Annotated in this window: 21 protein-coding genes, 1 tRNA gene, 1 pseudogene and 1 riboswitch; of the genes and pseudogenes, 20 read left to right on the top strand and 3 right to left on the bottom strand. The window is 61.3% G+C overall.

Annotation, left to right across the window (positions count from 1 at the left end; all coding sequences use genetic code 11):
• Positions 1–22 precede the first annotated feature (22 nt).
• Together ACKXGA_RS06745 and ACKXGA_RS06740 are read left to right on the top strand one after the other, a co-directional pair.
• Positions 23–685 (top strand): metallophosphoesterase family protein, encoded by a 663-nt coding sequence (locus tag ACKXGA_RS06745; RefSeq protein WP_317422668.1) that lies wholly within the window; start codon positions 23–25, stop codon positions 683–685.
• Positions 686–702: 17 nt separating this feature from the next.
• Complete coding sequence (locus ACKXGA_RS06740; protein WP_423730339.1) at positions 703–2199, top strand: carboxypeptidase M32; 1497 nt, start codon at positions 703–705, stop codon at positions 2197–2199.
• 193 nt (positions 2200–2392) lie between these two features.
• On the opposite strand, the gene hisS is transcribed toward ACKXGA_RS06740, so the two are convergent.
• A complete protein-coding gene (hisS, locus tag ACKXGA_RS06735) occupies positions 2393–3634 on the bottom strand; it encodes a histidine--tRNA ligase (RefSeq protein WP_423730338.1) in 1242 nt (413 codons plus the stop codon).
• 259 nt (positions 3635–3893) lie between these two features.
• On the opposite strand from hisS, the gene ACKXGA_RS06730 reads away from it, so the two are divergent.
• The 5 genes from ACKXGA_RS06730 to ACKXGA_RS06710 all read left to right on the top strand — a co-directional run bounded on the left by ACKXGA_RS06730 (position 3894) and on the right by ACKXGA_RS06710 (position 9512).
• Complete coding sequence (locus tag ACKXGA_RS06730; protein ID WP_423730337.1) at positions 3894–5114, top strand: MFS transporter; 1221 nt, start codon at positions 3894–3896, stop codon at positions 5112–5114.
• 276 nt (positions 5115–5390) lie between these two features.
• Positions 5391–6092, top strand: a complete 702-nt coding sequence (locus ACKXGA_RS06725; protein WP_035394767.1) for an iron-sulfur cluster assembly scaffold protein — start codon at positions 5391–5393, stop codon at positions 6090–6092.
• 17 nt (positions 6093–6109) lie between these two features.
• Positions 6110–7108 carry a GGGtGRT protein gene (locus tag ACKXGA_RS06720; protein WP_097801401.1) on the top strand — a complete coding sequence of 333 codons (999 nt, stop codon included), beginning with the start codon at positions 6110–6112 and terminating at the stop codon, positions 7106–7108.
• Between the two features lie 125 nt (positions 7109–7233).
• Positions 7234–9153 carry a flavocytochrome c gene (locus tag ACKXGA_RS06715; RefSeq protein ID WP_423730336.1) on the top strand — a complete coding sequence of 640 codons (1920 nt, stop codon included), beginning with the start codon at positions 7234–7236 and terminating at the stop codon, positions 9151–9153.
• The gene (locus ACKXGA_RS06710) at positions 9150–9512 is read left to right on the top strand and encodes a NusG domain II-containing protein (protein ID WP_097771554.1); all 363 of its coding nucleotides are present in this window, start codon (positions 9150–9152) and stop codon (positions 9510–9512) included. The genes ACKXGA_RS06715 and ACKXGA_RS06710 overlap by 4 nt, the downstream gene beginning before the upstream one ends.
• Positions 9513–9574: 62 nt before the next feature.
• On the opposite strand, the gene ACKXGA_RS06705 is transcribed toward ACKXGA_RS06710, so the two are convergent.
• Both ACKXGA_RS06705 and ACKXGA_RS06700 read right to left on the bottom strand, forming a co-directional pair.
• Positions 9575–9979, bottom strand: a complete 405-nt coding sequence (locus ACKXGA_RS06705) for a DUF1284 domain-containing protein (RefSeq protein ID WP_005935032.1) — start codon at positions 9977–9979, stop codon at positions 9575–9577.
• Positions 9976–10527 (bottom strand): biotin transporter BioY, encoded by a 552-nt coding sequence (locus ACKXGA_RS06700; RefSeq protein ID WP_035394764.1) that lies wholly within the window; start codon positions 10525–10527, stop codon positions 9976–9978. The genes ACKXGA_RS06705 and ACKXGA_RS06700 overlap by 4 nt, the downstream gene beginning before the upstream one ends.
• Before the next feature lie 239 nt (positions 10528–10766).
• Between ACKXGA_RS06700 and ACKXGA_RS06695 the strand changes: the two genes are divergently transcribed.
• From ACKXGA_RS06695 to cbiD, 13 genes and pseudogenes are all read left to right on the top strand, one after another.
• On the top strand, positions 10767–12407 hold the full coding sequence (locus ACKXGA_RS06695) for an HlyD family efflux transporter periplasmic adaptor subunit (protein ID WP_423730392.1): 1641 nt from the start codon (positions 10767–10769) through the stop codon (positions 12405–12407).
• A 12-nt stretch (positions 12408–12419) separates the two neighbouring features.
• On the top strand, positions 12420–13169 hold the full coding sequence (locus tag ACKXGA_RS06690; RefSeq protein ID WP_005935028.1) for an ABC transporter ATP-binding protein: 750 nt from the start codon (positions 12420–12422) through the stop codon (positions 13167–13169).
• Positions 13166–14371 (top strand): ABC transporter permease, encoded by a 1206-nt coding sequence (locus tag ACKXGA_RS06685; RefSeq protein ID WP_423730335.1) that lies wholly within the window; start codon positions 13166–13168, stop codon positions 14369–14371. The genes ACKXGA_RS06690 and ACKXGA_RS06685 overlap by 4 nt, the downstream gene beginning before the upstream one ends.
• Before the next feature lie 206 nt (positions 14372–14577).
• Complete coding sequence (locus ACKXGA_RS06680; RefSeq protein ID WP_423730334.1) at positions 14578–16764, top strand: S-layer homology domain-containing protein; 2187 nt, start codon at positions 14578–14580, stop codon at positions 16762–16764.
• A complete protein-coding gene (locus tag ACKXGA_RS06675) occupies positions 16764–17543 on the top strand; it encodes a ComF family protein (RefSeq protein ID WP_423730333.1) in 780 nt (259 codons plus the stop codon). Before ACKXGA_RS06680 ends, ACKXGA_RS06675 begins: the two co-directional genes overlap by 1 nt.
• Positions 17544–17615: 72 nt before the next feature.
• A tRNA-Pro gene (locus tag ACKXGA_RS06670) sits at positions 17616–17690 on the top strand.
• A 111-nt stretch (positions 17691–17801) separates the two neighbouring features.
• Positions 17802–19073 (top strand): glycerate kinase type-2 family protein, encoded by a 1272-nt coding sequence (locus tag ACKXGA_RS06665; RefSeq protein WP_423730332.1) that lies wholly within the window; start codon positions 17802–17804, stop codon positions 19071–19073.
• A gap of 38 nt (positions 19074–19111) precedes the next feature.
• Positions 19112–19330: riboswitch (cobalamin riboswitch) on the top strand.
• A 178-nt stretch (positions 19331–19508) separates the two neighbouring features.
• Positions 19509–20744 carry a sirohydrochlorin cobaltochelatase gene (locus ACKXGA_RS06660; RefSeq protein ID WP_097773372.1) on the top strand — a complete coding sequence of 412 codons (1236 nt, stop codon included), beginning with the start codon at positions 19509–19511 and terminating at the stop codon, positions 20742–20744.
• Positions 20745–20862: 118 nt separating this feature from the next.
• Positions 20863–21714 (top strand): iron transporter, encoded by an 852-nt coding sequence (locus ACKXGA_RS06655; RefSeq protein WP_423730331.1) that lies wholly within the window; start codon positions 20863–20865, stop codon positions 21712–21714.
• Entirely contained in the window at positions 21714–22850 is a 1137-nt protein-coding gene (locus ACKXGA_RS06650) for an ABC transporter substrate-binding protein (RefSeq protein ID WP_423730330.1), read from the top strand. The genes ACKXGA_RS06655 and ACKXGA_RS06650 overlap by 1 nt, the downstream gene beginning before the upstream one ends.
• Before the next feature lie 3 nt (positions 22851–22853).
• On the top strand, positions 22854–23870 hold the full coding sequence (locus tag ACKXGA_RS06645) for a FecCD family ABC transporter permease (protein WP_423730329.1): 1017 nt from the start codon (positions 22854–22856) through the stop codon (positions 23868–23870).
• Positions 23867–24361, top strand: a pseudogene (locus ACKXGA_RS06640) (ABC transporter ATP-binding protein); the annotation flags it as partial. The gene ACKXGA_RS06645 and the pseudogene ACKXGA_RS06640, both read left to right, overlap by 4 nt.
• A gap of 111 nt (positions 24362–24472) precedes the next feature.
• Entirely contained in the window at positions 24473–25783 is a 1311-nt protein-coding gene (cbiD, locus tag ACKXGA_RS06635) for a cobalt-precorrin-5B (C(1))-methyltransferase CbiD (protein WP_423730391.1), read from the top strand.
• The last annotated feature ends 1 nt before the right edge of the window (position 25784 follow it).

Raw genomic sequence — 25784 nt, 5'->3', positions numbered from 1 at the left:
AACAGAACGGAGTGTTGCGGACGTGAAGATACTTGCAATTTCCGATACCCCCTCCAAGGCGCTGTGGGACTATTGCTCCCGGGAACGCCTGGCCGGGGTCGATCTGATCCTCTCCTGCGGGGATCTGCCAAAAAAATACCTCGAATATATAACAAATTTTACAGCGGCCCCCATTTTGTATGTCCATGGCAACCACGATGGCTGCTACCGCACAGAGGGCGAGCCGGGCGGCTGCATCTGTGTGGACGATCAGGTGTATGTCTGGAAAGGGCTGCGCATCATGGGTCTGGGCGGCAGCATCCGCTACAACTGCGAGGAGACCTTCCAGTACACGGAGAAGGAAATGCGCCGCCGGATGCGGCGGCTCTGGTTCAAGGCCCACCGGGCGGGCGGCATCGACCTGCTGCTGACCCATTCCCCGGCGGCTGGCCTGAACGATGGCAATGACCGGGCCCATAAGGGCTTTGCCTGCTTCAACGACCTGCTGGAGGAGTACCAGCCCAAGTGGTTCGTGCACGGGCATGTCCACCTGAGCTATAATGCCAATCTGCCCCGGGTGTGCACCCACGGCCAGACCACGGTCATCAATGCAACGGAGCGCTATACGTTTGAGATCCCGGACCCGGACCCGGTGGCCCGGAGGCGCTTTTTCTGGAATGACCCGGCATTTCCCACCAAAAACTGAAAAAGGAGAAACACCCAATGGAACAAAATGAGAAGCTGCGGGCGCTGGAGACCCTGCAGAAGAAGCTGTACGCCTACAACTGCGCCTCCAACAGCCTGTATCTGGACGCTGTGACCGTGGCCCCCAAGAACACGGCCGAGGGCCGGGGTGTGGCTCTGAGCATTCTGGCCGGTGAGATGCAGAAGCTGATGACCGCCCCCGAGACCCTTGCACTGGTGGAGGAGCTCTATGCCCGGCGGGAGACGCTGGACACCCTCCACCGCCGCGAGGTGGAGGAGCTGCGCCGCAGCTGCCGGCAGCTCACCCGCATCCCCGCCGAGGAGTATATGGCATACAGCGAGCTGACCAACCGCGCCAGTGATGTCTGGCACAAGGCCAAGGAAGAAAACGACTTTGCCTCCTTCTGCCCCATCCTGCAGGAGCTGGTGGAGTATAACCGGAAGTTCGCGGGCTATTATGATGCGGAAAAAGCGCCCTACGATGCCCTGCTGAACGAGTATGAGCGGGGCGTGGACACTCAACAGCTGGACGTGTTCTTTGACACCCTGCGCAAGGGCCTGGTGCCCCTCATCCGGGCCATCGGCGAGAAGCCCCAGATCGATGACAGCTTCCTGCATCTGGAATATCCGGTCGAGCAGCAGAAGGCGTTTGCGGACTATCTCATGGAGGTCATGGGCCTTGACCGGGGCCACTGCGGCCTGGGTGAGACCGAACACCCCTTTACGCTGGAGTTCAACAACAAGGATGTCCGCATCACCACCAACTACGACCTGCACAATGTGGCCTCCTCGATGTACTCCGTTCTCCACGAGGGCGGCCATGCCCTGTATGAGCTGGGCATCCGGGATGACCTGCAGTACACCTGCCTGACCGGCGGTGTGTCCATGGGCGTGCACGAGAGCCAGTCCCGCTTCTACGAGAACCTCATCGGCCGTTCCCGCGCCTTTATCGGGGCCATCTATCCCAAGGTGCAGGAATTCTTCCCCGCACAGCTGGGAAATGTGACTGCGGAGCAGTTTTACCGCGCCGTGAACAAGGTGGAGCCCAGCCTCATCCGCACCGAGTCCGATGAGCTGACCTACTGCCTGCACGTCATGGTGCGGTACGAGATCGAGAAGCAGCTCATTGCGGGCACCCTGACGGCAAAGGAGGTTCCTGCCGCGTGGGCAGAGTTGTACAAGGAGTATCTGGGCGTGGAGGTTCCCAATGACCGCGAGGGCTGCCTGCAGGACAGCCACTGGTCGGGCGGCTCCTTCGGCTACTTCCCGTCTTACGCTCTGGGCAATGCCTACGGTGCCCAGATGCTCCACAATATGGAGCAGGAATTCGATGTGTACGGCGGCGTGGCCCACGGGGATCTCTCCGCCGTCACCGGCTGGCTGCGGGAAAAGGTGCACCAGTACGGCCACCTGCTGGAGCCTGCTGAAGTCGTCAGAAACGCCTGCGGCACCTTCGATGCACACTACTATCTGGATTATCTGACCAAAAAGTATACGGAACTGTACAACTTGTAATTGAATTGCGCAAAACAAAGCCCTCCCGGCCAATCGGCTGAGAGGGCTTTGTTATATATGCTGTTGCAAAGGGCAGCGGGAAGCTTTCCCGCGCAAGTGAAACGGGCCATTCCATCGCCCGCCCTATTGCCTGCGGCAACAGGGTCCCACCCCAGCGGACACTTGCTTTGGGAAACTTCCCGCCGCCCGTCTGTTACTGCTGTGCGAAGATCTTTACTTCATCCTTGTCCATAAAGGCGGCACCGGCGAAACCGGAAGCCTCCAGCTGGCCCAGCTGCTTGCCCAGCTTCTTGGCCTGAGGCAGAACGGTGACGTTGTAGGTATCGCGCAGCTGTGCGGCTTTGGCCAGCACGGCGGGGAAGTCCACGTCGCTGTTGTAGAGCAGGGCGATCTTCTGCTTGGCACCGGGGATCTGGTAGCCCTGCTCCAGCAGGATGCCGCAGACGCGCTCGAAGCCGATGGAGAAGCCCACGGCGGGCACCTTGGTGCCCAGGAACTTGCCGATCATGTTGTCGTAGCGGCCGCCGCCAGCCACTGCACCGCTGAACTGCGGGCAGGTGATCTCAAACACCATGCCGGTGTAGTAGCCCTGGCCGCGCACCAGGCTGGGGCAGTAGGCCACATCGAAGCGGCCGTTGGCCATGGCCTTTGCGGTGGCCAGCACATACTTCAGGTCATCGGCAATGGCGGGGTCGGCGCAGCGGGAAGCTACGGACTCCAGTGTCACATCACCGGCGGCAATGAAATCGGCCAGCGCGTTGATGGCAGCATCGGGCAGCTGCTTCTCGGTCAGCTCGGCCTTCACGCCCTCGGCACCGATCTTATCCATCTTGTCAAAGGTGATGCAGACAGAGTCCAGTGTGTCGGCGGCAAAGCCCATGCTCTCCAGCATTCCGCGCAGGATGCGGCGGTCATTGATGTTCACGGTGAAGCCGGTAAAGCCGATGCCCAGCAGGGCACGGGCAGTCACGTCGATCAGCTCCACCTCGGCATTGGGGCTCTCGTCGCCCAGAATGTCGATGTCACACTGGACGAATTCGCGCAGGCGGCCCTTCTGGGGGCGCTCGGCGCGGAACACGCGGTCGGTCTGGATGACCTTGAAGGGGTGGGGGAGCTTGTCCTTGTTGGCAGCGTAGAAACGGCTCAGGGGCAGGGTCAGATCATAGCGCAGGCCCATGTCGGAGAGCTGCTTGGGGTCGCCGGATCCCAGGGCGCTGGTCAGCTTGTCACCGCGCTTCATCACCTTGAAGATGAGGTTCAGGTTGTCGCCGCCATCGGATTTGTCCAGGTTCTCCATATCCTCCAGCATGGGGGTGGAGATGCGCTCAAAGCCGGAAGCACGGTAGGTCTCCAGGATCTTGCCCTGGATGTAGTCGCGCAGGGTCTGCTCAGCGGGCAGCAGGTCGCGCATACCCTTCAATGCCTGTGATTTCATAGTTGGTTCCTCTTTCTCAGCATCCTCACCCTCTCAGTCTCGCATTCGCTCGACAGCTCTCCCAAAGGGAGAGCCAAGGGCAATCCCAGATGAGGCTTTTCAAAGAACCGCCAGAGCCTCCCCCTTTGGGGGAGGTGGCAGTGCGTCAGCACTGACGGAGAGGGTGAAGTTATTTTAATTTGAACATCTTTAATTATAAAGAATCATGCCGTTTTGTCAATGAAAAAGGGCACACTGACAGAACGAGGTGATAAAACAGATGAAGCAGTTTGCAGCAAAACACCCCTGGGCGATCCTGGCGGCGGGGGCGGCCATTCAGATCCTGACGGGCCTGCCTGCGGCGTGGGGCGTGTTCCAGCAGCCGGTGATGGACGAGTTCAGCCTGACCGAGGACGGCGCGGGCTATGCGTTCGGCATCCTGATCGCAGCGTTCGGGGTGGGATGCGTCATCGGTGGTTTTTTGCAGGATAAAAAAGGCCCGCGCTGCGCGGCGCTGTGGGGCACCGGCCTGCTCTGCGGCGGGTTCTTTGCGGCGGCCCTCCTGCCCGGGGAGAAGGGAGTATGGTTCTGGGCAGTGTTCAGCATTCCGGCGGGGCTGGGCACGGCGTTTCTCTACCCGTCCATCCAGTCCTGTGCCCAGAAATGGTACGCCGGGCGCAAGGGCCTTGCCACGGGGGTCATTGGCGGCGCGGTGGGTCTGAGCGGTGCGTTCCTGACCGGATTCGTCCGCACGGCGCTGAAGGGCTTTGGCCCTGTGCAGGGGATCCGGGGGGCGTTCTGGGCGCTGGGGGCACTCACGCTGCCGGTCTGCCTTGTGGGCAGTGCCCTGCTCACCGACCCGCCCCCGGCAAAGCAGAAGCCCGAAGAGCAGGGCAGGGGAAAGGGCACCCCGGCCCTCGACCTTGCCCCGCTGCAGATGCTCAGAACAAAACAGTACTGGCTCTGCGCCGGAGCGGTCTGCTGTTCCACCCCGGCGGTGCTGCTGTTCAGCCCCATCATCTTAAAGCTGGGCATGGAGCGGGGCCTGGACGAGGGCGCTGCCCTGTGGAGTGTGGTGCTGGGCAGCGTGGGCAGCGCGGCGGGCCGCTTGCTGATGCCCCTGCTCAGCGACCGGATCGGCCGCCGCCCCACTGACCTGATCCTGTTCGGCGTGTCGCTGGGGCTTTCAGCGGCCTTCCTGTTCGCACAGGGCTGGCTCGTTGTGGCTGTGTACGCAGGGCTCACCTTCTGTTATTCGGCGCTGGCGGCGGTGCTGCCTTCCCTCTCCACCGACCTGTTCGGCCTGCCCCATGCCGGGGTAAACTACGGCTTTCTGGCGCTGGGACAGAGCGTGGGCAGCCTTGCCTTCCCCTTTGCGGCGAACCTGTGGGGTCTTGCCACCGGGCGGCACTGGCTGGCCATGGCAGGCGCGGCGGCGGGGTTTGTGTGCATCTGGGCGCTCCGGCCTGTCAGGGCCCAACAACCGCCCAGAAAAAACTGAACCGGACAGCGCAAGATATTCCTTTTGACAAATATGATAGAAATGTGACGAACTGGGCAGTGAAAGCGGTGAAAGTGCTAGTTAGTGGAATATAACCGTTAAAAATGCTTGTGAAAAAATCCGCAAAACGTCTTGCAAATTCCGCCAAGGTTCTCTATAATAAAATCATGCGTGGTAGTACCGGCGTGGCGCGGAAGAGAGCGGCGCAGCCGGTCAATGCAAACGGCAGGACACCCCCTGCCAATGGCATCAATTTGTCAAAAGGAGAGTATGATTATGACCTATTCGCAGCAAGTACAGAATATGTGCCCGATCACCAAAGGTCCTAAGCATGGTCCGGCTCCCATCCCCGAAGAGGGCGCATGGGTCAAGGCCTATGAGATCAAGGACATCAGCGGCTACACCCATGGTGTGGGCTGGTGTGCACCCCAGCAGGGCACCTGCAAGCTGTCTCTGAACATCAAGAACGGTGTCATCGAGGAGGCTCTGGTGGAGACCATCGGCTGCTCCGGCATGACCCATTCTGCCGCTATGGCTGGCGAGATCCTGCCCGGCAAGACCATTCTGGAAGCTCTGAACACCGACCTGGTGTGCGATGCCATCAACGTGGCAATGCGCGAGCTGTTCCTGCAGATCGTCTACGGCCGCAGCCAGACCGCTTTCTCTGAGGACGGTCTGCCCATCGGCGCAGGTCTGGATGACCTGGGCAAGGGCCTGCGCTCCATGACCGGCACCATCTTCTCCACCAAGGCCAAGGGTGTCCGTTACCTGGAGCTGACCGAGGGCTACATCAACAAGCTGGCTCTGGATGCCAACGATGAGGTCATCGGCTATCAGTTCGTCAAGCTGGGCAAGATGATGGAGGATATCCGTCACGGCAAGACCCCCAACGAGGCTTACGAGAAGAACGTGGGTACTTACGGCCGCTTCAGCAAGGAGCAGGGCGCTGTCAAGTACATTGACCCGCGTGAGGAATAAGAGAGGAGGAACAACTCATGGCAACTTTTGAATCTATGGATCGCCGTATGCCGAAAATCGAGGCATGCCTGAAGGCCAACGGCCTGGAGTCTCTGGACGCTTGCAACGAGATGCTCCTCGCTAAGGGCATCGACTGCGACAAGATCGTGCGCGGCGTGCAGCCCATCTGCTTTGATAACGCTGTCTGGGCATACACCCTGGGCACCGCCATCGCCGTCAAGCGCGGCCTGACCGACGCTGCCGAGTGCGCTGCTGCCATCGGCGAAGGTCTGGAAGCATTCACCATCCCCGGCTCTGTTGCTGAGCAGCGTCAGGTCGGTCTGGGCCACGGCAACCTGGGCGCTCGTCTGCTGAGCGAGGACACCACCTGCTTCGCTTTCCTGGCAGGCCACGAGTCCTTTGCTGCTGCTGAGGGTGCTATCGGTATCGCCCGCACTGCAAACAAGGTCCGCAAGACCCCCCTGCGTGTTATCCTGAACGGCCTGGGCAAGGATGCAGCTTACATCATTTCCCGTATCAACGGCTTCACCTATGTGCAGACCGAGTACGATATCCCCTCCCAGACCCTGACCGTCGTCAAGGAGATCCCCTTCTCTGAGGGTGAGCGCGCTGCTGTCAAGTGCTACGGCGCAAACGACGTTATGGAAGGCGTTGCCATTATGAAGAAGGAGGACGTTCAGTGCTCCATCACCGGCAACTCCACCAACCCCGTCCGCTTCCAGCACCTGGTTGCAGGTACCTATAAGAAGTGGGCCATCGAGAACGGCAAGAAGTACTTCTCCGTCGCTTCCGGCGGCGGCACGGGCCGTACCCTGCACCCCGATAACGTGGCTGCAGGCCCCGCAAGCTATGGCCTGACCGACTCTCTGGGCCGCGTCCATGGTGATGCTCAGTTCGCAGGTTCCTCCTCCGTGCCCGCACACGTTGAGATGATGGGCCTGATCGGCATGGGCAACAACCCCATGGTCGGCGCTACCGTTGCCTGCGCTGTTGCTGCTGCACAGGCCAACGCCTGATCTTTTCCTAGTTCGGCAAAGGGGGCTGCCTTCCGAATGGGCAGCCCCCTTTTTATGCTGAGATATGTTCGCGCAGGCTAACTGCCTGCAACGTTGCTTCAACTAAGAAGGAAAAAGAAGAAACCATGAAAAATACGAAGATGAAACAGAGCATTGCAGCGCTGGCCATGGCCGCTGTCGTTGCAGTGAGCCTGCTGGGCTACGGCTGCGGCAGCAAGCCCGCCTCCACCACCGGCGCTGGTGCTACCGGCGATTTTACCGGCACTGCCAAGGGCTTTGGCGGCGATGTTACCGTTACCCTGACCCTGACCGACGGCAAGATCACCGGCTGCACCGCTGAGGGTGCCGATGAGACCGAGGGCGTGGGCTCCAAGGCAATCGAGCAGCTGCCCGGCGAGATCGCCGAGAGCGGCAGCATTGCCGTGGACGGCGTGTCTACCGCAACCATCACCTCCAATGCCATCAAGGAGGCAGCCGCTGCTGCCATTACCGCTGCTGGTCTGAAGCCTGAGGATTTCCAGACCGCTGTGGAGAACAACGCTGAGCCTGCTGAGGACTCTACCGTTGATACCGACATCGTCATCGTGGGCGCAGGCGGCGCAGGTATGACCGCTGCCCTGACTGCCACCAGCGAGGGCAAGAGCGTTGTCGTCGTGGAGAGCCAGCCCGTGGTGGGCGGCAACTCCGTGCGCGCTACCGGCGGCATGAACGCCGGCAAGACCGTGTATCAGGATGAGAACGAGTTCGGCGAGTCTGCCGGTGTCGAAAAGACCCTGAAGACCGCTGCTGAAAAGTATGCTGACAACGAGACCATCACCGCTCTGGCTGCTACCGTGGCCGAGCAGTGGGCTGCCTACCAGGCCAACCCCACCGGCTACTTTGACAGCGTTGAGCTGATGGAGCTGGATACCATGATCGGCGGCAAGGGTATCAATGACCCTGCTCTGGTGGAGACCCTGTGCTCCAACAGCGCTGATGCCATCGACTGGCTGGGTGAGCAGGGCATCACCCTGCACAGTGTTTCCAGCTTCGGCGGCGCATCCGTCAAGCGAATCCACCGCCCGGTGGACGCTGAGGGCAAGACTCTTTCCGTGGGTTCCTACATGATCCCTCTGCTGGAGGAGAATTGCCAGAAGGCTGGTGTTCAGATGATGCTGAACACCACCGCCACCGAGATCCTGACCGATGACAACGGCGCTGCTGTTGGCATCAAGGCCACCGGTGCTTCCGGTGAGACCATCACCATCAATGCCAAGGCTGTGGTGCTGACCACCGGCGGTTTCGGCGCAAATCTCGATATGGTCGTTGAGTACAAACCCGAGCTGAAGGGCTTTATGACCACCAACGCCCCCGGCATCCTGGGCCAGGGCATCAAGATGGCACAGGCCATCGGTGCTGACACCGTGGATATGGATCAGATCCAGATCCACCCCACCGTGGAGGCTAACACCGCTGCCCTGATCACCGAGGGCCTGCGCGGCGACGGTGCTGTGCTGATCAATGCCGAGGGCAAGCGCTTCATTGATGAAGTCGGTACCCGTGATGTGGTTTCCGCTGCCGAGATCGCTCAGACCGGCAGCTACAGCTGGCTGGTGGTGGATCAGGCTATGGTGGATGCTTCCAGTGTCATCCAGGGCTACATCAAGAAGGGCTACACCGTGACCGGTGAGACCTATGAGGAACTGGGCAAGGCAATGGGCGTTGATGAGGCTGCTTTTGCCGAGACCATGAACACCTGGAACGGCTATGTTGAGGCCAAGAACGACCCCGACTTTGGCCGCACCAGCTTTGCAAACAAGCTGGATACCGCTCCCTACTATGCCATCAAGGTCACCGCAGGCGTGCACCACACCATGGGCGGCCTGAAGATCAACACCAACACCGAAGTCCTGAACGAGAACGGCGAGGTCATCCCCGGCCTGTTCGCAGCAGGTGAGGTGACCGGTGGTGTCCACGGTGCAAACCGCCTGGGCGGCAACGCCGTGGCTGACTTCACTGTCTTTGGCCGCATTGCAGGCGCAGCTGCCAGCAAGTACGCTGCATGAAACGCCTGAAAAGCTGGCAGAAAAATCTGATCTTTGCGGCCGTGGTGCTGGCCGCGGCAGCACTCCTGTTCGTGCTGTACCGCGCCAACGCCCCCAAAGCGGAGCCGCTGGTGGCCGTGGTCGATTTCGGCGACGGCATCACCGAAACGATCCCGCTGGACGAGGACCACGATTATCTGTATGATGTGGGCGATTACATCGTGCATCTGCAGGTAAAAGATGGGGCCGTTGCCTTCCTCGACAGTCAGTGCCCGGACCATGTGTGCGAGCAATTCGGCTGGCTGAGCGAGCAGGATGCCTGGGCCGCCTGTGTCCCCGCCGGGGTCTATGTAACGGTGCAGGCCGCAGAAACAGAATAAAACAAAGAGGCCGCCGTGCAGGATCATCTCCTGCACGGCGGCCTCTTGTATAGGGGAAAATGTTATTTCACGTATTTGCCTTCGCAGATATTCTTGCAGCAGGCGCTGATGGGGAACCAGCAGCAGTCCCGGCAGATATCGGCCAGCATCTCGGGGGTGGCTTTTGCATCGATCTCCCGGATGAGGGCCTGGTAGTCGTATTCCTTTTCCTCCAGCCCGAAATACTCCACGGTCTTGCGGTCGTATCGCTTGACCTTTTCCTGTGTGTCGCACAGGTCGGTGCCCAGCTTGTTGGGGCAGCAGGAACAGAGGGTGTCGGTGGAGAAGGTGAGCTGGATCTTCGTCCCGGGCACCTCCCGCAGCTGGTGAACGACATCGTTCATGTGCTCCACAAAGGCTTCGCTGTAGCCATGGCCGGAGTAGCCCTGGGTGCAGAGCAGGTGATGCGGGCGCAGTACGATGCTCATGCCTTTTTTACCCCCGGGATCCGCTTCCGGATGTTCAGGCCCAGCACGCAGGCCAGCACAGCTTTGATGATGGCGGTGGGGATGAAGGGAAGAACGCAGGCAGAAACAGCCACGGACACGGTGCTGTGGGCGACGATCACGAACAGGATGACACCCACGATATAGTTGACCACAGTGCCCACGACAACCGCCACGGGGAAAGCACCCTTGAAGGCATCCCTGTGCTCCACGCCCAGGCCGATGATGTAGGCCATGATGGGAAAGGAGATCAGGAAGCCGCCGGTGGGGCCGACAAACTTATCGATGCCGCCGGAGAAGTTGGCCAGCACCGGCACGCCCACAGCGCCCAGCAGCAGGTAAACGAGCGTGGCAATGGCGGACAGCTTGGAGCCCAGCACCACGGCAGCCAGCGTGATGGCGAAGGTCTGCATGGTCATGGGCACGCCCAGCGGCATGGGGATGGAGATCTGTGCCATCACGGCGATGACGGCGGCAAACAGGCCCGCGTAGCAGATATCGCGCACCGAGAACTTACTGGTCTGATTCATGGTAAAAAATCCTCCTCTGATTTGGTATAAACAACGTCCCGATTAAACCAGAAAGCGGCAGGCAGGTCAACTTGCGATTTGCGCAAAGGTTTACAATCTGTGAAAATTTGCTGAAAAGCGTTCAAACGAAATTTGGACGCTTGTGTATCCGGGCAAAATGCGATACACTACACCTATACATAGGAAAGGAATCTGACAGGCCGCCCTCCGGCGGGCCTGAATCTGATAGGAGGAACATGATGATCTGGAACAAGAAGAAGGACGGCGCGGAGAACCCGGGCACGGAAACGTCTGCGGCACAGACTGCCAAGGCCCCGGTGCTGTTTTTGCAGAAGAACTGGAAATGGCTCGTGCCGGTGGTCTGTGTGGTGATCGCGGGCGGTGTGTTTCTGCTCAAGCCCAAGAGCGCCAGCACCACAGCCGTGGACCCCAGCTATCTGGAAGCCAGCCCTGAAGTGCGGGATGTCTCCAACACCCTGAGCGGCACCGGTACCCTGAACCCTGCCAACACCTACACCGTGAAATCTCTGGTGGAGGGCAAGGTGCTCACCGGCGAGTTTGAGGAGGGCGATGTGCTGGATGAGGGGAGCATCCTCTACACGCTGGACAGCTCGGATGCTTCCACCAATTTTGAAAAGGCCGAGATCGCCATGCAGCAGGCACAGCGCAGCTATGACAAGGTGGTGGACCGCCAGTATGTGCGTGCCGAAGTGGATGGCACCGTGAGCACCCTGAAGGTCGCCAAGGGCGACGAGGTGACCAGCGGGCAGGAGGTCGCCATCATCCGCGACAGCTCCAAAATGCTGCTGACGCTGGAATTCCCCGCCGCTGATGCCGCCAATTTCAGCGTGGGCCAGACCGCCCAGGTGACGCTGGACGGCACCTTTGAGCAGTTGGACGGCACCGTGACCAGCGTGACCGGAACGGATGCACTGAGTACCGGCAACCTGCTCACCCGCACCGTGACCATTGCCGTGCGGAATGCAGGCGGCCTGACCACCGCGCAGGCGGCCACCGCCTCCATCAACGGGGTCAGCTCCATCGGCTCTGCCACCTTTGGCTATCAGGCAGAGCGTACCCTGACCGCACAGGCCGCAGGCACCGTGACCTCCATCCATGTGCAGGAGGGCCAGACTGTTGCCAAGAACGATATCCTGATCGAGCTGAGCGGCGATGACCTGACCGAGAGCATCCAGTCGGCCTCTGAGACCCTGCGCAGCGCTGAGATCTCCCTGCAGAACCTGCAGGATACCATGGCCAACTATACCGTAACCTCTCCCATCAGCGGCACCATCATTGAAAAGGATGCCAAGGTGGGCGACGCGGTCAAATCCGGCGATACCCTCTGCGTCATCTATGACCTGAGCTATCTGGAAATGGTCATCAACGTGGACGAACTGCAGATCAGCTCCCTGTCTGTGGGCCAGAAAGTGCAGATCACAGCCGATGCCGTGCAGGATAAGAACTATGTGGGCACTGTGACCCGCGTCTCCATGAAGGGCGCTTCCAACGGCGGTACTACTACCTACCCGGTGACCATCCGCATTGACGAGACCGACGGCCTGCGCCCGGGCATGAACGCCAACGCTGAGATCGTGGTGGCTGAGGCTGCCAATGCCCTGACCGTGCCCAATGCGGCCATCGTCCGGGGCGGCTATGTGCTGGTGACCCAGGATTCCCCCAGCGCTTCCAAGGCGGATACCACCATGGAGGCACCCGAGGGCTTTGTCTATGTGGCCGTCAAGACCGGTGTCAGCGATGATGATTACACCCAGATCGTCAGCGGCATCCAGGAGGGGGACACCATTGGTTACGACCCCAACTCGGTCAGCAGCGACAGCTACTACTATGACGATGGCAGCAGCATGATGATCTTCTGATGGGAGGATGGAATGAGCGCTCTGATCGAATTTGATGCGGTCTGCAAGTATTACCAGATGGGCGACACCACGGTAAAAGCTGCCGACCACATCACCATGAAAATAGAAAAAGGCGAGTTTGTTGCCATTGTGGGCCAGTCCGGCTCCGGCAAGTCCACCTGCATGAACATCATCGGCTGTCTGGATGTGCCCACGGCGGGCACCTACCGGCTGAACGGCCGGGATGTGGGCAAGATGAGCCGGAACGAGTTGGCCTCCATCCGCAACGAGATGCTGGGGTTCATCTTCCAGCAGTATAATCTTCTGCCCAAATTGAACCTGCTGGAAAACGTGGAGGTGCCGCTGGTCTATGCGGGCATCCCCCGCGCCGAGCGCCACCGCCGGGCCCGCGAGGTGCTGGAGCAGGTGGGGCTGGGCGATAAGCTGAAAAACAAGCCCAACCAGCTTTCGGGCGGCCAGCAGCAGCGCGTATCCATCGCGCGGGCGCTGGTGCGCAACCCGGCGATCATTCTGGCTGATGAGCCCACCGGCGCGCTGGACAGCCACACCGGCCGCGAGGTGCTGGGAATGCTGCAGGACCTGCATGGACAGGGCCATACGGTGGTGCTCATCACCCATGACAACTCCATTGCCGTGCAGGCCGACCGCATCATCCGGCTGGAGGATGGTCAGGTGGTCTACGATGGCGACTCCCGCGCGCCGGAAGCCATCGTCCAGCCGACGCTGAACTTTGAACCGGCAGAACAGGAGGGGAACAAATGATCATTGAGACCTTCCGTCAGGCCCTCCAGAACGTGTGGAGCAACAAGCTCCGCACCTTTTTGACCATGCTGGGCATCATCATCGGTGTCATGGCGGTCATCGTCATCGTGGGTCTGGGCAACGGTATGACCCAGAGCATGCGGGACAGCTTTTCGGCGCTGGGCACGAATGCCCTGTCCATTCAGGTCTGGGGCTACGGCTCCCGCACCGCCTCGGTGGAGGATGTGTATAAGATCGCGGATAAGAACAAGGAGCTCATCTCCGCAGTCTCGCCCCAGATCGATTTCAGCAACAACACCCCCAAGGTGGGCACCACGACCTACCGCTACGGCACCAGTGTTTACGGTGTGGACGAGCACTACGCCGAGATGAAAAACTATACCCTCGCCCAGGGGCGCGGCCTGCAGTACATGGACATCAAGGACAACAAGCAGGTCTGCATCATTGGCGATTACCTCAACCGGGTGGCCTACGGCGGCAACGCGGTGGGCCAGACCATCAAGCTGGGGGCCTACAAGTTCCGGATCGTGGGCGTGCTGAACGCCAAGGTGACGGACAAGAACATGCAGCAGGGCTCAGACGATGACTGCGTCTATCTGCCCTACACCACGGCCATGCGGCTCTCAAACCAGTCCAGTGCCAAAAACTTTGTTGCAATTATGACGGACGAGAGCCGGGCCAACGAGGCCAAGGCGGTGGTGGAAAGCGGCCTGTACGACCTGCTCAAGAGCGACAACGCTTATTACATCTACAGCGCCAGTGAGTGGCTGGAGGAGATGAACGAGATGATCAACATGGTCATCATCATCCTTACCGGCATTGCCAGCATCTCGCTGCTGGTGGGCGGCATCGGCATTATGAACATCATGCTGGTGTCGGTGACCGAGCGCACCCGGGAGATCGGCATCCGCAAGGCACTGGGTGCCAAGGAGCGGGTGATCCTGTCGCAGTTTGTGGTGGAAGCCGCCACCACCTCCGCACTGGGCGGCGTGCTGGGCATCGTCCTTGGCTATATCGTGTCCATGGCGGCAAACCGCATCCTGCCTATGATCTCCAGCAGCATTGATGTGACCGTCAGCCCCTCGTTCAACTCCATCGTGGTGGCCTTTGGCATCTCAGTGGGCATCGGTGTGCTGTTCGGCTACCTGCCCGCCAAGCGCGCCGCAAGGCTCAACCCCATTGAAGCGCTGAGATATGATTAAACCTCTTACCGCTTCGGTCTGGCTTTGCCAGCGCCTTACGGAGCTCCCCTGATAGGGGCAACAACGACGACCGCCGCCAGTGGCGGATGAAGGGAGGAGTTGTTGGGGCCGCGGCCAGCAGGATGCAAGTGCAAGGCTTTGCACGAAGCAGACGCTGGGAGCCGCAACCCGGAATACATTAGAAACTATTTTAAGGAGGATTTTCCATGAAAAAGCGAATCCTTGCATTTCTGCTGGCGGTGAGCATTGCCGTGTCGATGCTGGTGCTGCCGGCATCGGCAGCGGGCAACGCCAACACGGCGGTCCAGCTGTCCATCACGCTGAACGCGATGGACAGCAGCCAGCAGGCTGCTCTGAACGCTGTGGTCACCCGCGGTGCGCTGGCCCGGATGCTGGTGTCCTACTCCACCTACCGCGAGAGCGTGGGCTCTCAGGGCACGGTGGGCACCCTGTTCACCGACCTGCCCGGCACTTCGCCCTATGCACCCTATGTCCGCATTGCGGTGCAGAACGGCTGGATGAACGGCTACACCGACGGCTCTTTCCGGCCCGACAATGCCGTGACGCTGGAAGAGGCGGTCACGGCCATCCTCAAGCTGATGGGCTATAAGATGACCGACCTGAGCGGCTCCTTCCCCAACGCACAGCTGAACAAGGCCAGTGAGCTGGGCCTGCGCAATCAGGTGGACCGCAGCCAGGGCGAGGTGCTCAACTACGAGGAGTGCGCCCTGCTGTTCTACAACGCCCTGACAGCCAACACCGCCAGCGGCAGTGCCTACGGCAGCAGCCTGGGCTTCACGGTCTCCAACGGTCAGGTGGATACCTCCAGCGTCATGCTCAAGAGCCTGAAGGGCCCCTTTGTGGCGGGCGATACGGTCCAGCTGCCCTTTGTTCCCAAGATGGTCTACCGCAACGATAAAGCGTCGGAATCTGCGGAACTGAACAAATACGACGTGTATTATTACAGTGAGAGTTTACAGACGCTGTGGGTCTACACCCGCCGCGCCGCTGGCCGCATCACGGCAGTTTCGCCCAGTGCCAGCGCCCCCACCAGTGTAACGGTGGCAGGCACCAGCTATACGCTGGGTTCCTCTGCGGTGGCCTCCCAGGTGTCCTCCCTCAACGGCGGCGGCGTGGGCGAGGTCGTCACCCTGCTGCTGGGCATGAACAATGAGGCTGCCGGGATCGTGACCGGCGAGGAAGCCGACAGCGTGTTCTACGGTGTCGTGCAGACCGCCACCCGCAGTCTGGTGGAAGAGAACGGCGCGGATGTTCTGCAGAAAGTCTCCGTCATGTGCACCGATGGCATTGCCCGCATTGTGAACGTGGACAAGAGCCTGAACTTTCCGCAGGGGTGGCTGGTAGAGATCAAGGTCACCCCGGAGGGCGAGAGCGTGGAACACATCGATGACCGCCGCGTCAACGGCACCATCAATACCAATGCCACTGCGCTGGGCGCTGCCGCCCTGGCCGACGATGTAGAGATTCTGGATACAACTTCGGAGGGTGTGGCTGGGACGGTTCGTCCCAGCCGCTTATCGGGGGTAACACTGAGTGACCTCGATGTCCGCTACTATACCGTCAACGATGCCGGACAGATCGACCGGCTCATCCTGAACGATGTAACCGGCGACCTGTGGAGCTACGGCGTGCTGGACGATGTGAAAAATCTGGCCATGAATTATTCTGACCTGAAGAGCCTTGTCACCAGCATTGCGGCGGGAGATTCCGCTTCCGGCACCAGGACCACGACAGGCACCACCACCGGAGCGGCCACGGGCGGCACCGATGGCTCTGGCTCTACCTCGGATACCACCACCACTGTGACCGGTGCCACGGCGGTAGACCGCCTGTCCAACCTGCTGGTGCCAACCACCAGCGAGATCCTGTGGGGCATCGTTTCGGGCGATATCCTGAGCACGGCCTGGCAGAAGCTGACCAGCAACACCGGCTCCCTGATGAGCATTGGCTTCCAGCAGATCGCGGAGATCACGGGCACCCCCTTCAAGCAGATCTTCAATTACATCGGCGGCGGGGCGACCTATATCTGCTACGTCAACGGCGCGGTGGCCAGCTACACCACGGCCATCAAGTATCCGGTGCTGGCGGGCGGCATTGCCGTGCGGCAGGAGACCACCGGCTCTGTCAAGGCCATGATGCAGCTGATGCCCCTGAAGATCGACAAGGTCGGCGCGGCCTCGGTGCTCTCGGGCAATGAACGCTACGAGATGGCCGACAATGTGCAGGTCTACCTGTGGTACAAGGGCCAGTATTACCCCACCAAGCTGGCTCAGGTGGATGCGGACGGCTACCAGCTGACCGGCTGGTACGATAATTTCGGCTGCGCTGCCGGAAAAAAGGTCCGCGTCATCATTGCGGTCAAGAACGACTGATGCTTTATTACAGCGGCCTGAGCCGCACACTGCGGCAGCTGCGCTGGGTGCTTTACCCGCGCCGCTGCCCTTTTTGTGATCGGGTGCTGGGAAACCAGCCTGCCTGCCCGGACTGCGCCGATGGGCTGGCAGAGCTGCGCCGTGCACCCTCCATGCGGCTGCGCGGCTCCGAGCACTACCTGGGGCGGCTGGATGGGGCAGCCGCGCCCTACCGATACACCGGCCTTGTCCGCCGCGCGGTGCTGCGGGCGAAATATCAGGGCGCGCCCTGGGCAGCTGTGGAACTGGGCGTGGAGATGGCCCGCCTGCTCTTTGGCAGCGAGATCAGAATGTGCGGCTCTGAGCCCCTGCCCGAACCGGTGCCGGGCCTTGATAGGGGTTACGACTGCATCCTTCCAGTACCGGCCTCCAGCAAAAAGCGCGGCTACAATGTGCCGGAGCGGATGGCACAGCCCCTTGCCCGGGCGGTGGGCGTGCCGGTGGTCACAGACGCGCTGACCCGTGCCCGCTCCACCCGGCGGCAGGAAGGACTTTCCCTTGACGAGCGGCTGGCCAATGTGGCGGGTGACTTCCGGGTAGCCCGGCCGGAGGCTGTGGAGGGAAAGCGCATCCTTCTGGTGGACGATGTTCTGACCACCGGAGCCACGGCCTCGGCCTGCGCGCAGGCTCTGCTGGATGCCGGTGCGCAGAGCGTGTTCGCTGTGGCGCTGGCTACGGTGGAGTTTCCGCAGCCGGTGGGCAGCACAACGGCCATTGCCGAAAATGAAGAAGAAATTTGAAAATAGTGCTTGACAAAACACCATTCTTCGGGTATACTGATTGAGCTGTGAGTGACAAGCTCGATCAGATGTCCGGGTGTAGCGCAGTTTTGGTAGCGCGCTTGAATGGGGTTCAAGAGGCCGTGAGTTCGATTCTCGCCACTCGGATTGAAACAAGACCGACGATTTCAAAAGAGATCGTCGGTCTTGATTTTTTATTCGGCTGTTTTCGGTGCGCTGTCCCGGAGGGGCGGGCACCGCTGCAAGGAGGGCGAGTCTATGAATGCTGCACTGCGCCTGGATGCGGATGTGATCCTTCGTTCCAGCCTGAACGCTGTTCTGCCGGATGAGGCGGTGCGCCGCGCGCTGCGGGATCTCCGGCCCGGGAAGGGCCGGGTGCTTCTGGTGGCGGCGGGCAAGGCGGCCTGGCAGATGGCACACGCGGCGGTTGAAACGCTGGGCCGGGTGGATGGCGGCGTGGTCGTGACCAAGTACGGCCATGTGAAAGGTGAGATCCCAGGTGTGACCTGCTATGAGGCGGGCCACCCGGTGCCGGATGCAAACGGTTTTGCGGCCACCCAAAAGGCGCTGGAGCTGGTGCAGGGGCTGACCGCCGGGGATACGGTGCTGTTCCTGCTTTCCGGTGGCGGCAGTGCGCTGTTCGAGCAGCCGCTCGTTCCCGGGGCAGAGCTGCAGGACATCACGAGCCAGCTGCTGGCCAGCGGGGCCGACATTGTGGAGATGAATACCATCCGCAAGCGGCTTTCCGGTGTAAAGGGCGGGCGGTTCGCGCAGCGCTGTGCCCCTGCACAGGTGTTCAGCATCGTGCTGAGCGACATTCTGGGGGATCCGCTGGATATGATCGCCAGCGGCCCGGCGGTGCCGGATACCTCCACCTGCGCCCAGGCGCTTGCCGTTGCCGAAAAGTATCATCTGGCACTCTCAGCACAGGCCCGGGCCCTGCTGGCGCAGGAAACGCCCAAAACGCTGGACAATGTGACCACCCGGATCACCGGCAGCGTGCGGGAGCTTTGCCGTGCCGCGGCCAGTGCCTGCCGGAATCTGGGATATGAACCAGTTCTCCTGACCGACCAACTCTGCTGCGAAGCACGGGAAGCAGGCAGCTTTCTTGGCTCCATTGTCCGCACCCAGGCAGGGCAGGGGAAAAAGCTGGCCTACATCGCGGGCGGCGAGACCATCGTTCACCTGACCGGAAAAGGGCTTGGCGGAAGAAATCAGGAGCTGGCCCTTGCGGCTGCGCCTGCCATTGCCGGGCTGAACGCGGCGGTGTTCTCTGTGGGCAGCGATGGCACAGACGGCCCCACCGATGCCGCCGGCGGCTATGTGGATGGGGATACCCTTGCCGCGCTGGAGGCCGGGGGCTGGAGCGGATACGCTGCTTTGCAGAACAACGATTCCTACCACGCCCTGAAAGCAGTGGATGGCCTGATCATCACCGGGGCAACGGGCACCAATGTCAACGATGTGGCGGTGGCCCTGATCGGGGAAAAAACACCGCCTGTGAGCCCGGAAGTTTCCCCGGAGTGGTGATTGCATTCCTCCGTTGAGTATGTTATACTGAACAGCGAACTGAATAGAAAACAGCAGGTGCGTACCGCCCGCGGCTCTGGCCGGGGGCAGGTATGTTAAAAGGGAAGCGGGTGCAAATCCCGCACGATCTCGTCACTGTGATAAGGGAGTTTACCGCCAGGGTGCAGCTGCACCGGTCACTGGAACGTATGTTCCGGGAAGGCGGCGGTGGATGTTGAGCTTTCAGCCAGGAAACCTGCCCGCTGTTGGTACGGGGGCGCAAGCCCCAGATCACGAGGAATTGGTTGTACCCAAAAAGCCTGAAAAAACTGAAAAGGGCCTTTTTGCTTTGCCGTCCCGCAAGCAGAAAGGCCCCTTTTGTTTTGCCGGGCACTCTTTCCTGTACCTTCTGTTCAGCAAAAATTATGTTCAAAAACAGGAAAGGAACGAACAAAAATGAGAAAACGCACCATCCACAAAGCAGCGGCCGCTCTGACCGCTCTGGCCCTCTGCGCCGGTGTACTGACCGGCTGCGGCGGTGCCGCAAGCAGCACCACTGCTTCCAGCACGGCAGGATCTGCTGCCAGCAGCGAGGTTTCCGGCGAGGAGGCTGACGAATTGGCCGCAAAGAACGTTGCAGACCTGATCGATGCCATCTATGTGCAGGAGCGCACCGATGACACCGATGCCCAGTGTGAGGCCGCCAAGGCCGCATGGGATGCCCTGACCGATGCCCAGAAGGAGCTGGTCGAGGGCGAAGAGGCTGACCCTGACTACTTTGGCCGCGACACCGGCGATGCTTCCAAGGACGACAGCCGCAATCAGGACGACATCGGCGAGAATGAGCTGCTGGTGGTCTCCTTCGGCACCTCCTTCAACGACAGCCGAGTGAAGGATATCAAGGGCATCGAGGATGCGCTGCAGGCCGCTTATCCCGATTGGTCTGTCCGCCGCGCCTTCACCGCACAGATCATCATCAACCATGTTCAGGCCCGCGACGGCGAGAAGATCGACAACATGCAGCAGGCTCTGGACCGCGCTGTGGCCAACGGCGTGAAGAACCTGGTCGTCCAGCCCACCCACCTGATGCACGGTGCAGAGTACGACGAGATGATGGAGATGATCGACGAGTACAAGGACAAGTTCGAGAGCGTCGCCGTTGCCGAGCCCCTGCTGGGCGAGGTTGGTGCCGATGCTGCAGTCATCAACGCCGACAAGGAAGCTGTTGCCAAGGCCGTTACCGCTGCTGCTGTGAAGGATGCCGGTTTCGACAGCCTGGAGGCCGCTGCTGAGGAGAAGGTCGCCTTCGTCTTTATGGGCCACGGCACCTCCCACACTGCAAAAGTGAGCTACAGCCAGATGCAGACCGCCATGCAGACCCTGGGCTACAGCAACGTGTTCATCGGCACGGTAGAGGGTGAGCCCGAAGAGACCGCCTGCGAGAACGTCATCGAGGCTGTCAAGGCCGCCGGTTACACCAAGGTCATCCTGCGCCCCCTGATGGTCGTTGCCGGTGACCACGCCAACAACGATATGGCCGGTGCGGATGACGATTCCTGGCTGAGCCAGTTCCAGGCCTCCGGTGACTTCGCGTCCGTGGAGTGCCAGATCGCCGGTCTGGGTGAGATCGAGGACATCCAGCAGCGCTACATTGAGCACACCAAAGCCGCCATTGATTCCCTGAACGGCTAATATTCCGCATTCCAATGCCCGAAGGGAGAGATCTTTTCGGGCATTTTTTATGGAGAGCTTCCCCGCATGAGGAGAAACACTCCCATTTCAAATTCTGAATTTTTGAGGTATTTTGTTTATGCACTGCAAACAGTTTGTTTCCCTGTCCGTTGCTTCTCTGATGCTGGCCGCCGTCCTCACCGGCTGCAGCGGGGCTTCTTCCACTGCTTCCTCTGCTGTCAGCTCGGAAGCCGCTTCTGCCGTGAGCGCTGCCGCCGCTTCCGAAAGCACCGAAGCTGCCCTGCCGGACGGCGTGTACACGGCTGAGTTCGACACCGACAGCGGCATGTTCCACGCCAACGAAGCCTGCGATGGCATGGGCACCCTGACCGTGGAGAACGGGCAGATGACCTTCCACGTCAGTCTGGCCTCCAAGAAGATCGTCAACCTGTATGTTGGCATGGCTGCCGATGCCGAGGCCAACAAGGCAGACTGGCTGCTGCCCACCACCGACACCGTCACTTACTCCGACGGCACCTCGGAGGAGGTCTACGGCTATGATATCCCCGTGGCCGCTGTGGACCAGGACTTCCAGCTGGCACTCCTCGGGACCAAGGGCAAGTGGTATGACCACACCGTGAGCATCCGCAATGCACAGCCCAAGGCTGAGGAAGCTGCCGAGACCCCTGCGGACGGTGAATACAGCGTGAATGTGACCCTGGAGGGCGGCTCTGGCCGTGCCACCGTGGAAAGCCCTGCCGTCCTGACCGTGGCGGATGGCAAAATGACCGCTGTCATCCTGTGGAGCAGCCCCAATTATGATTACATGATCGTGGATGGTGAGAAGTATCTGCCCACCAACACCGAGGGCAACTCCACCTTTGAGATCCCTGTTTCTGCACTGGGCACCCCGCTGGCTGTCACTGCTGATACCGTAGCCATGAGCACCCCCCATGAGATCGAGTATACGCTGACCTTTGCGCTGAACTGATGAAACTGACGAGACAACAATTCCTGCGCGTTCTGCCTGTTACAGTACTGGCCCTGTCGGGTTGCGCCGTCTCCGAGACAGCGCCCGCCAGCACAGAAGAACTGGTCTTTGACCATGCCTGCCCGCTGGATTACGCCACACAGTTTACTGCCGACTGCTATGAGGGCGGCTATACCATGCTGACCCTGACCGAATCGGGGGAGCAGTTCCTTGTGACCCCGGAGGATGCCGCTGAGGTGGAAGGCCTGCCCGAGAGCGTGACGGTGCTGCGTCAGCCCATCCGGAACATCTACCTTGTCTCCACCTCGGTGATGGATCTGTTCCTCGCGCTGGATGGGCTGGACAGCGTGACTCTTTCCGGCACCCGGGCGGAGGGCTGGTATCTGGATGAGGCCAGAGCCGCCATGGAGGCCGGGCGCATTGCCTATGCGGGCAAGTACAGCGCCCCGGACTATGAAAAGATCCTTGCGGCCAACTGCGGTCTTGCCATCGAGAACACCATGATCTACCACACCCCGGAGGTCAAGGAGCAGCTGGAACGGTTCGGCATCCCGGTGCTGGTGGAGCGCTCCAGCTATGAGAGCGGCCCGCTGGCCCGGCTGGAATGGCTCAAGTTCTGGGGCATCCTGCTGGGGAAAGAGGAGCTGGCGGAACAGGAATTCGCCCGGCAGGTGGAGCGCCTTGCACCGCTGGCCGGGCAGGCTTCCACCGGCAAGCGCTGTGCCTTTTTCTCCATCACAGCCAACAACCTTGCCAATGTGCGCAAGGGCGGCGACTATGTGGCCCAGATGATCGAGATGGCGGGCGGTGATTATGTTTTTGCGGACCTGACCGACAACGGCAACAACCTTTCCACCATGAACCTGCCGCTGGAGGATTTTTACGCCGGTGCAAAGGATGCCGATGTGCTCCTTTACAACAGCACCATTGAGGGCGTGGTGCACACCACCGAGGAACTGGTGGCAAAATGCCCCCTGCTGGCCGAGTTCAAGGCCGTGCAGAGCGGCAGTGTCTGGTGCACCACCCAGAGCTTTTTCCAGCAGAGCACGGCGCTGGTCGATTTTGTGCTCGACCTGCACCGTGTCTTTACGGAGAACGACCCCGCCGACCTGCAATTTCTGAGGAAAGTAGAGTAACCTATGACCAGCAAAAAGCGCCTGATCCTTTCTTACGGCATCCTTGCCCTGCTGCTGGCGGTGTTGTTTGCCGCCAACCTGTTCTGGGGCAGTGTGTCCCTGACACCGGGGGCAGTGCTGGCGGCCCTGACCGGCCGCGGGCAGGACGCTCTGAGCGTGGGCATCATCACCCAGCTGCGCCTGCCCCGGGCCGTGATGGTGGTGCTGCTGGGGGCGGCGCTCTCGGCGGCAGGCTACCTGCTGCAGACCTTTTTTGCCAACCCCATTGCAGGGCCCTTTGTCATGGGCATTTCCAGCGGGGCCAAGCTGGCCGTGGCACTGGTCATGGTGGCTTTTCTGAACCATGGCCTGCTCACCAGCTCCCTTACCCTGATCACAGCCGCCTTTGCGGGGGCCATGGCCTCCATGGCCTTTGTGCTGGCGGTTTCCCGGCGGGTGCAGCGGATGAGCATCCTTGTCATCTGCGGCGTAATGATCGGCTACATCTGCTCGGCCGTTACGGAGTTTGTGGTGGCCTTTGCCCAGGACAGCAACATCGTCAACCTCCACAACTGGTCTCAGGGCAGCTTTTCCGGCATGACCTGGGGCAATGTGCAGGCGGCGGCGCTGGTGGTGCTGCCCGCTCTGGCGGCAGCGTTCTGCCTTTCCAAGCCCATGGCCGCCTACCAGATGGGGGAGGCCTACGCCCGGAGCGTGGGCATCAATGTCAAAGCCTTTTCCCGGCTGCTGGTGCTGCTTTCCAGCCTGCTGGCCGCCTGTGTCACGGCCTTTGCGGGGCCCATCTCCTTTGTGGGCATCGCGGTGCCCCATCTGGTCAAGCAGCTGTTCGGCAGCGCAAGGCCGCTGGTGGTGCTGCCCGGGTGCTGCCTGGGCGGGGCGGCCTTCTGCCTGCTGTGTGACCTCATCGCCCGCAGCATGTTTGCCCCCACCGAGCTTTCGATCAGCGCCGTAACGGCAGTGTTTGGTGCACCGGTGGTCATCTGGCTGCTGGTGCGCCGGGGTCAGGAGGGTGTGCGATGAAATACCTCTGTGAAACGAAAGAACTGGCCATCGGCTATGGCGGTGCGCCCCTTGCTTCCGGCATCACGCTGGGGGCGGTGCCGGGGCAGATCCTGGCCCTCATCGGGCCAAACGGCGCGGGCAAATCCACCCTGCTCAAAACGCTGGCGGGCCAGCTGGCCCCCCTGGGCGGGGCTGTCCTGCTGGATGGCCGCAGTCTGACCGATTACACCGGCCCGGCCCGGGCCCGGAAGCTGGCCCTGATGCTGCCCCATACCCGCCGCACCGAGCTGACTTCCTGCTTTGAGTTTGCCGCCGCCGGGCGCATCCCCTATACCGGGCGGCTGGGCATCCTGTCCGATGCCGACCGGCAGGCCGTGCGGGATGCGCTGGAGCTGGTGGGGGCTGCCCCTCTGGCGGACCGGGATTTCAACTGCATCAGCGACGGCCAGCGCCAGCGCGTTCTGCTGGCCCGTGCCATCTGCCAGCAGCCCGGAGTTCTGCTGCTGGACGAGCCGACCTCTTTTCTGGATGTCAAGGGAAAGATCGAGCTGCTGACCATCCTGCAGAAACTGGCCCATGAGCAGGGGCTGGCCGTGATCGTCAGCCTGCACGAGCTGGACATGGCGCAGAAGATCGCGGATGCGGTGGTCTGCGTGTTCCCGCACAGCGTTTCGGGGGTGCTGACCCCAAAGGAGGCCTTTGCCCCGGAGAACATCCGGGCGCTGTACAGCCTGACCAAGGAGCAGTACGAGGCCGTGTTCGGCCCGGAAAAGCCTGCCGGGCCAAAGTTTGAACATTACGTCCGCAGTGGACAGAAGCTGCTCCGCTGCGGGTACACCACCGGCACCTGCGCGGCGCTGGGTGCGGCGGGGGCCGCGCGGCTCCTGCTCACCGGCCATGCCCCGGAGAGCGTTGCCCTGCGCACGCCGAAGGGCATCGTGGTGGAGGTGGCCCCGCTGTACTGCCGCCCCGCCGGAGCCGGTGCCGAATGCGCCATTGAGAAGGACGGCGGGGATGATGTGGATGTGACCACCGGCCTGCCCGTGATCGCCGCCGTAGAATTGCTGCCCGATACCACCGAGATCCGCATCTCCGGCGGCAAGGGCGTGGGCCGGGTGACCAAGGCCGGGCTGGACCAGCCGGTGGGGGAAGCTGCCATCAACCATGTGCCCCGGCAGATGATCGCTGAGGCCCTGCAAAGGGAAGCCGAGAGCGCCTGCTACACCGGCGGCTTTGCCGTGACCATCTCCATCGAGGGCGGGGAAGAGGTGGCAAAGCGCACCTTCAACCCCCACATCGGGGTCGAGGGCGGGCTTTCGGTGCTGGGAACCAGCGGCATTGTGGAGCCTATGAGCCAGCAGGCGATCCTGGATACCATCCAGCTGGAAATGAATCAGGCCGCTCTCCGGGCGGGCAGCCCCAGGCGGCTCATTCTGGCACCCGGCAATTACGGGCTGGACTATCTGCACGAAAGATACCCGGAGTTTCACGCTGTTCCGGTGGTGAAAACCTCGAACTTTATTGGAGACACGCTGGATATGGCTGCTGCGGCCCGCTTTGAAGAGGTGCTTCTGGTGGGCCATGTGGGCAAGCTGGTCAAGGTGGCGGGCGGTATTATGAACACCCATTCCCACACTGCTGACTGCCGCACCGAGCTGTTCTGCACCCATGCGGCGCTCTGCGGCGCTTCCCGGGAAGTCTGCGCCGCCCTGATGAACGCTGCCACCACCGATGCCTGTCTGGAACTCCTGGACAGCGCCGGCCTGCGGGCTCCGGTGCTGGAAAGCCTGCTGCGGGCAGTCCAGCTCCACCTTGACCGGCGGGCCTGCGGGGCGTTCCGGGTGGGGGCTGTGCTGTTTTCCAACCAGCACGGCCCGCTGGGAGCCACCGATACTGCCGCACAACTGCTGAACGAATGGAAGGAGCATTGAG

This window comes from Faecalibacterium hominis (ex Afrizal et al. 2022) (genome assembly GCF_049545105.1).
GTDB lineage: Bacteria > Bacillota > Clostridia > Oscillospirales > Ruminococcaceae > Faecalibacterium > Faecalibacterium duncaniae.
Note: the sequence above shows the minus strand (reverse complement) of the source record. Positions and strands in the feature narration are given on the sequence as shown.

Excerpts from the sequence above, each read along its gene's own strand:
- ACKXGA_RS06740 (WP_423730339.1), top strand. The coding sequence starts at position 703 with ATGGAACAAAATGAGAAGCTGCGGGCGCTGGAGACCCTGCAGAAGAAG.
- hisS (WP_423730338.1), bottom strand. The coding sequence starts at position 3,634 with ATGAAATCACAGGCATTGAAGGGTATGCGCGACCTGCTGCCCGCTGAG.
- ACKXGA_RS06730 (WP_423730337.1), top strand. The coding sequence starts at position 3,894 with ATGAAGCAGTTTGCAGCAAAACACCCCTGGGCGATCCTGGCGGCGGGG.
- ACKXGA_RS06725 (WP_035394767.1), top strand. The coding sequence starts at position 5,391 with ATGACCTATTCGCAGCAAGTACAGAATATGTGCCCGATCACCAAAGGT.
- ACKXGA_RS06720 (WP_097801401.1), top strand. The coding sequence starts at position 6,110 with ATGGCAACTTTTGAATCTATGGATCGCCGTATGCCGAAAATCGAGGCA.
- ACKXGA_RS06715 (WP_423730336.1), top strand. The coding sequence starts at position 7,234 with ATGAAAAATACGAAGATGAAACAGAGCATTGCAGCGCTGGCCATGGCC.
- ACKXGA_RS06710 (WP_097771554.1), top strand. The coding sequence starts at position 9,150 with ATGAAACGCCTGAAAAGCTGGCAGAAAAATCTGATCTTTGCGGCCGTG.
- ACKXGA_RS06705 (WP_005935032.1), bottom strand. The coding sequence starts at position 9,979 with ATGAGCATCGTACTGCGCCCGCATCACCTGCTCTGCACCCAGGGCTAC.
- ACKXGA_RS06700 (WP_035394764.1), bottom strand. The coding sequence starts at position 10,527 with ATGAATCAGACCAGTAAGTTCTCGGTGCGCGATATCTGCTACGCGGGC.
- ACKXGA_RS06695 (WP_423730392.1), top strand. The coding sequence starts at position 10,767 with ATGATCTGGAACAAGAAGAAGGACGGCGCGGAGAACCCGGGCACGGAA.
- ACKXGA_RS06690 (WP_005935028.1), top strand. The coding sequence starts at position 12,420 with ATGAGCGCTCTGATCGAATTTGATGCGGTCTGCAAGTATTACCAGATG.
- ACKXGA_RS06685 (WP_423730335.1), top strand. The coding sequence starts at position 13,166 with ATGATCATTGAGACCTTCCGTCAGGCCCTCCAGAACGTGTGGAGCAAC.
- ACKXGA_RS06680 (WP_423730334.1), top strand. The coding sequence starts at position 14,578 with ATGAAAAAGCGAATCCTTGCATTTCTGCTGGCGGTGAGCATTGCCGTG.
- ACKXGA_RS06675 (WP_423730333.1), top strand. The coding sequence starts at position 16,764 with ATGCTTTATTACAGCGGCCTGAGCCGCACACTGCGGCAGCTGCGCTGG.
- ACKXGA_RS06665 (WP_423730332.1), top strand. The coding sequence starts at position 17,802 with ATGAATGCTGCACTGCGCCTGGATGCGGATGTGATCCTTCGTTCCAGC.
- ACKXGA_RS06660 (WP_097773372.1), top strand. The coding sequence starts at position 19,509 with ATGAGAAAACGCACCATCCACAAAGCAGCGGCCGCTCTGACCGCTCTG.
- ACKXGA_RS06655 (WP_423730331.1), top strand. The coding sequence starts at position 20,863 with ATGCACTGCAAACAGTTTGTTTCCCTGTCCGTTGCTTCTCTGATGCTG.
- ACKXGA_RS06650 (WP_423730330.1), top strand. The coding sequence starts at position 21,714 with ATGAAACTGACGAGACAACAATTCCTGCGCGTTCTGCCTGTTACAGTA.
- ACKXGA_RS06645 (WP_423730329.1), top strand. The coding sequence starts at position 22,854 with ATGACCAGCAAAAAGCGCCTGATCCTTTCTTACGGCATCCTTGCCCTG.
- cbiD (WP_423730391.1), top strand. The coding sequence starts at position 24,473 with ATGGCGCAGAAGATCGCGGATGCGGTGGTCTGCGTGTTCCCGCACAGC.